Source organism: Pseudoalteromonas sp. SR45-5, from assembly GCF_014163565.1.
In the GTDB taxonomy this organism is placed as follows: Bacteria; Pseudomonadota; Gammaproteobacteria; order Enterobacterales; family Alteromonadaceae; genus Pseudoalteromonas; species Pseudoalteromonas distincta.
The window spans coordinates 1-5,474 of sequence record NZ_JACJDN010000250.1 but is presented as its reverse complement, the minus strand read 5'-3'; the positions used below and the strand labels follow the sequence as shown (position 1 = coordinate 5,474).

Annotated in this window: 5 protein-coding genes and 1 pseudogene; 5 read left to right on the top strand and 1 reads right to left on the bottom strand. The window is 41.9% G+C overall.

The window, feature by feature from the left end; translation table 11 throughout:
• The 5 genes from H5072_RS10770 to csrA all read left to right on the top strand — a co-directional run.
• On the top strand, positions 1–763 hold a 763-nt coding region (locus H5072_RS10770; RefSeq protein ID WP_182693521.1), incomplete at its 5' end, for a BPSS1780 family membrane protein.
• Complete coding sequence (locus tag H5072_RS10765; protein ID WP_002961933.1) at positions 763–1,215, top strand: regulatory protein RecX; 453 nt, start codon at positions 763–765, stop codon at positions 1,213–1,215. The genes H5072_RS10770 and H5072_RS10765, both read left to right, overlap by 1 nt.
• 19 nt (positions 1,216–1,234) lie before the next feature.
• Positions 1,235–3,835: an alanine--tRNA ligase gene (gene alaS, locus H5072_RS10760; protein WP_182693520.1), complete on the top strand. Its 2,601-nt coding sequence runs from the start codon at positions 1,235–1,237 to the stop codon at positions 3,833–3,835.
• A 6-nt stretch (positions 3,836–3,841) separates the two neighbouring features.
• Positions 3,842–5,059 carry an aspartate kinase gene (locus H5072_RS10755; RefSeq protein WP_024597680.1) on the top strand — a complete coding sequence of 406 codons (1,218 nt, stop codon included), beginning with the start codon at positions 3,842–3,844 and terminating at the stop codon, positions 5,057–5,059.
• Between the two features lie 91 nt (positions 5,060–5,150).
• Entirely contained in the window at positions 5,151–5,342 is a 192-nt protein-coding gene (gene csrA / locus H5072_RS10750) for a carbon storage regulator CsrA (RefSeq protein WP_004587515.1), read from the top strand.
• A gap of 50 nt (positions 5,343–5,392) precedes the next feature.
• Here csrA and H5072_RS21485 read toward each other — a convergent pair.
• A pseudogene (locus H5072_RS21485) lies at positions 5,393–5,474 on the bottom strand (YcxB family protein); the annotation flags it as partial.

Genomic DNA, 5,474 nt, shown 5'->3' with positions numbered 1-5,474 from the left:
AGCCGATGCAGGGCTAAAGTGGTTAAAAGCCGGATGGCTTATTTTTAAAACCCAGCCAGCAACCTTTATTTTTATGCATTTATTTATTGGTATTGTAGGGCTGCTGTCTTTATTTTTACCGCTGCTGCAAGTAGTAGCAGCACTCGCTACGCCATTTTTAACCGCAGGGTTTTACCAAGCGGTGCTTAGTAAGCAACAGGGCGGAAAAATTATGCTAGCCGATATTCTCAAGCCATTTACGGCTAAAGGAAATCGTTTAGGGTTATTACGCTTAGCACTTTACCAAATGGGTGCGGGCATTTTAATGGCGTTACTTGCTAATGGCTTATTTGCCGATGCAGTGGCTGTTATGAGCCAACCAGGACTTGATCCAAACGTGGCGCTAGAACAAATGCTTGAGAGTATTTCGGGCGCGAATGTAATTTTATTTTTTATGGCAATGCTAATTTATTTAACGGCATTTGCGTACGCTGTGCCACTTGTTTATTTTAGTAAAGAAACACGCATTTTAACGGCGCTTAAAAAATCGTTAATGGTGTTTTATCATAACATTTTGCCACTTGGCGTTTTTGGCCTTATTTGCGCATTATTTATGGCGCTTTCGATGTTCTTATCGTTCTTACCACTGTTGATTTTAATGCCGATTTGCTACATTAGCTTTTTTGTATCTTATCAAGCCATTTTTATGCCTGTTGTACCATTAAGTGACGACATTAATGTTAAGCCACTTAGCAGTGAAACAAGCGGGCGTTTTGACGCTTAATGGATGATAAATTAAAGCAAAAACTAAAAAACTATGTACTTTGGTTACTAGGGCGCCAAGAATATTCGCGTCGTGAGTTAACGCTCAAATTACAGCAAAAAGAAGCGACAGAAGAGTTTATTGAAACGCTGCTTGATTGGTGCGAAAAGCACAATTTTATTAACGAGCAGCGATACTGTGAAGGCTTTGTAAGAAAACACATATTTAAATGCCACGGGCTTAAGCGAATACAAAGCGAAGCTATGGGCAAAGGGATTGATCGTTCGCTACTTGAAATGGTAGTTGAAGAGCTTGAAATAGATTGGTTTGAGCTTGCGCAGGATGCGTACAATAAAAAATATTCGAATACACCGCCAGATCTCGATTACAAAGATAAAGCTAAGCGCGTGCGCTACTTAATGTATCGGGGTTTTAGCTACGATGAAATTAATTTTGCAATGCAAGCACAGTAAATACAGGTGAGACTTTCAAATGCAGCACATGACTACCGCACAAATTAGGCAACAGTTTTTAGACTTTTTTGCCAGCAAGCAACATCAAATAGTACCTTCTAGCTCGCTTATACCGGGTAACGATGCCACGTTGTTATTTAATAATGCCGGCATGGTGCAATTTAAAGATGTATTTTTAGGCGCAGAAAGCCGCCCTTATACACGTGCGACAAGCTCGCAGCGTTGTGTACGTGCTGGCGGTAAGCATAACGATTTAGAAAACGTAGGCTACACTGCTCGCCACCATACATTTTTTGAAATGTTAGGTAACTTCAGCTTTGGCGATTACTTTAAGCAAGACGCGATTAAGTTTGCGTGGGAGTTTTTAACTGAGGTTGTTAAATTACCTCAAGAAAAACTGCTTGTTACTATTTATCACGATGATGAAGAAGCGTTTGAGTATTGGTCAAAAGATATTGGCTTAAGTGAAGATCGTATTATTCGTATTGCGACCTCAGATAACTTTTGGTCTATGGGCGATACCGGTCCATGTGGTCCGTGTTCTGAAATATTTTATGACCATGGCGAACACATTTGGGGCGGACCTCCGGGCTCTCCAGAGGAAGACGGCGACCGTTTCATTGAAATTTGGAACCTTGTATTTATGCAATACAACCGTCAAAGCGACGGTACTATGCTGCCACTGCCTAAGCAGTCTGTTGATACGGGAATGGGCCTTGAGCGTATTTCTGCAATTTTGCAGGGTGTGCATTCAAACTACGAAATCGATTTATTCCAAGGCTTAATTGCAGCAGCTGCAAGTGTAACTAACGCGCAAGATATGGACGATAAGTCACTACGCGTAGTGGCGGATCATATTCGTTCGTGTGCGTTTTTAATCTCTGACGGTGTTATGCCATCTAACGAAGGTCGTGGTTATGTACTACGTCGTATTATTCGTCGTGCTGTGCGCCACGGTAATAAGTTAGGTGCGCAAGGTTCGTTTTTCTATAAGTTAGTTGCTGCGCTAATTGAGCAAATGGGGCAAGCGTACCCAGAGCTTGCTAAGCAACAAGAAATTATCGAAAAAGTATTACGCATTGAAGAAGAACAGTTTGGTAAAACACTTGAACGTGGCTTAGCTATTTTAGAAGAAAGCTTAAGTGACCTTAAAGGCGATATTATACCGGGCGACTTAGTATTTAAACTTTACGACACGTATGGTTTTCCAGCTGATTTAACGGCCGATGTTGCGCGTGAGCGCCAGATGACGATTGATCATCAAGGTTTTGAAGAGTGCATGGCTGTACAACGTAAAACAGCGCAACAAGCGGGTAAGTTTGGTGCTGATTACAATGAGCAATTAAAATCAGAAAAGCTTACTGAGTTTAAAGGCTACGACAGCACGCACCATAGCGCGACAGTGGTAGAAATTTTTGCCGGTGGCGAAGCTGTTCAGTTATTAGAAGATGGTCAACAAGGTATTGTAGTATTAGACCGCACACCGTTTTACGCTGAATCAGGCGGCCAAACGGGCGACACGGGTACTATTACAGTTGCTGGTGGCGAATTTAATGTTACTAATACCACTAAACTTGGTAATGCTTTTGCTCACCACGGTACTGTGCAAGGCCGCATTGGTGTTAACGATAAAGTGGATGCGACTATTGATGATGCACGCCGCGATAGCATTAAGAAAAACCACACAGCTACACATATTTTACACGAAGCACTACGTCAATTATTAGGCGACCATGTAGGCCAAAAAGGCTCACTTGTTCAGCCTGATCGTTTACGTTTTGACTTTTCGCACTTTGAAGCGGTTACTAAAGATGAGCTACGTGAAATTGAGCGTGTAGTTAATGACGAAATTCGTCGTAACTTTGCACTTAATACTGAGCTTATGGCTATTGATGATGCTAAAGCGAAAGGTGCTATGGCGTTGTTTGGCGAAAAGTATGATGACGAAGTACGTGTAGTTACTATTGGCGACTACTCTATTGAGCTTTGTGGTGGTACTCACGTTGAGCGCGCAGGCGATATTGGTTTATTTAAAATAGTATCTGAAAGTGGTATTGCAGCAGGCGTTCGCCGTATTGAAGCGGTAACTGGTGCTGATGCAGTTGCTTATGTTAGCGAGCAAGAGCAACAATTACATGATGTAGCTGCTTTAGTTAAAGGCGATAGCGCATCGGTACTTGAAAAAGTAACTGCGTTGCTTGAAAAATCTAAAGGCCTTGAAAAGCAAATTGCGCAACTTAACGATAAGTTAGCAAGTGCAGCGGGTGCATCTTTACTTGATTCGATTGTTGAAATTAACGGCGTTAAGCTACTTGTAGCAAATGTTGAAGGTACTGAATCTAAAGCACTTCGCGGTATGGTTGATGACCTTAAAAACAAAATTGGCTCAGGTGTTATTGCTCTTGGTGTTGCCAGTGGCGACAAAGTAAGCCTAATTGCTGGTGTAACTAAAGACTTAACAGGCAAAGTAAAAGCCGGTGAGTTAGTTAACCACATGGCAGGCCAAGTAGGTGGTAAAGGTGGCGGTCGTCCAGATATGGCACAAGCCGGTGGTAGTGAGCCACAAAACCTTGCTGCTGCACTAGATAGCGTTACAGCTTGGTTAACTGAGCGTACTTAAGCCTAAGTGGCGCTTATTGTTCAAAAATTCGGTGGCACTTCGGTCGGCTCGATAGAGAGAATTGAAGCGGTCGCCGACCTTGTTGTAAAAACCAGACAACAAGGACACCAAGTGGTTGTGGTGCTCTCGGCTATGTCGGGAGAAACCAACCGCTTAATTAATCTCGCCAAACAAATCGATACTCGCCCGAGTAGCCGTGAACTAGATGTACTTATTAGCACCGGAGAGCAGGTTTCTGTATCACTACTTGCTATGGCTATTATAAAACGTGGCCACTCTGCTGTGAGCTTATTAGCCGATCAAGTCAATATTTTAACCGATAACATGTTTGGTAAAGCTCGTATTGCAGAGGTTGCTGCTACGCGTTTGAAGCATGAGCTTGAGCATAATCGTATTGCTATTATTGCTGGGTTTCAGGGGCGTGATGTTGAGGGCAATATTACAACGCTTGGGCGCGGCGGCACCGATACATCGGCTGTGGAAATAGCTGCGGCTATAAAAGCTGACGAATGCCAGATCTATACAGACGTTGACGGCGTATATACTACAGATCCTCGTGTTGAACCTAACGCGCGCAGAATGAGCCAAGTTACCTTTGCCGAAATGCTAGAGCTGGCAAGTTTAGGGGCGAAAGTTTTGCATATTCGCTCAGTAGAAGCCGCAGGAAAACATAATGTGCCACTTAGGGTGCTTTCGAGCTTTAATCCCGATGAAGGTACATTAATAAGTTTTGAGGAGAACGATATGCCAAGCAAGGTTGTATCGGGGATTGCGTTTAATCGTGACGAATGTTTAATTAAGGTACAAGGTGTGCCAACGGGCACGCAATATCTTTCAAAAATATTGAAACTTTTTGCCGAAAATGGCATCGAAATAGATATGATTAATCAAGTTAATCATAACTTTGAAAAAATAGACTATGCTTTTACTGTGCACTCGAATGATTATCTGCAAGCACTTGAATTATTGAGTGAAGATCAAGCTCAGCTCAGTGCTCAAAATATAAGCGGATTGCAAGCGGTAGCTAAAGTTTCTGCTGTTGGCATGGGTATGAAATCACATTCTGGTGTCGCTAGTTTATTTTTTGATGCATTAGCGCAGGAAAATATTAATGTGGTTTTAGTCTCGACTTCAGAGATTAAAATTTCAGTTTTAATAGATGAAAAGTACTTAGAGTTGGCTGTTCGTGCATTACACAAGGCATTTTTAACAGAAAATGGATAGATTGCGAGTTTTTACTTACTTTTCAGTCTAATTTTCATTAGTATGTTTAAGCGGAATCTTATAATTTTTATTGGAACATGGGAGCAAGAGAATGCTAATACTAACTCGTAGAGTAGGTGAAACCCTAATGATTGGTGACGAAGTAACAGTTACTGTTCTAGGTGTTAAAGGAAATCAAGTTCGAATCGGTGTTAATGCACCAAAAGACGTATCAGTGCATCGTGAAGAGATTTACATGCGCATACAAGCTGAAAAGTCGAACCCTAATCCGGGCAATGCTTAATCAACACGTATACGTAGTTGAGTAATTAACTCAACTAGACTAAAAGCCACTCACTGAGTGGCTTTTTTGTTTATAAAAGCGAGTGTTTCAGGACTAAGTATTTGTTTTGATATGTACTGCATGCCGCTTTTG

What these genes read in the sequence shown, in the direction of transcription:
- alaS (WP_182693520.1), top strand. Translation starts at nt 1,235, where the DNA reads ATGCAGCACATGACTACCGCACAAATTAGGCAACAGTTTTTAGACTTT.
- H5072_RS10765 (WP_002961933.1), top strand. Translation starts at nt 763, where the DNA reads ATGGATGATAAATTAAAGCAAAAACTAAAAAACTATGTACTTTGGTTA.
- csrA (WP_004587515.1), top strand. Translation starts at nt 5,151, where the DNA reads ATGCTAATACTAACTCGTAGAGTAGGTGAAACCCTAATGATTGGTGAC.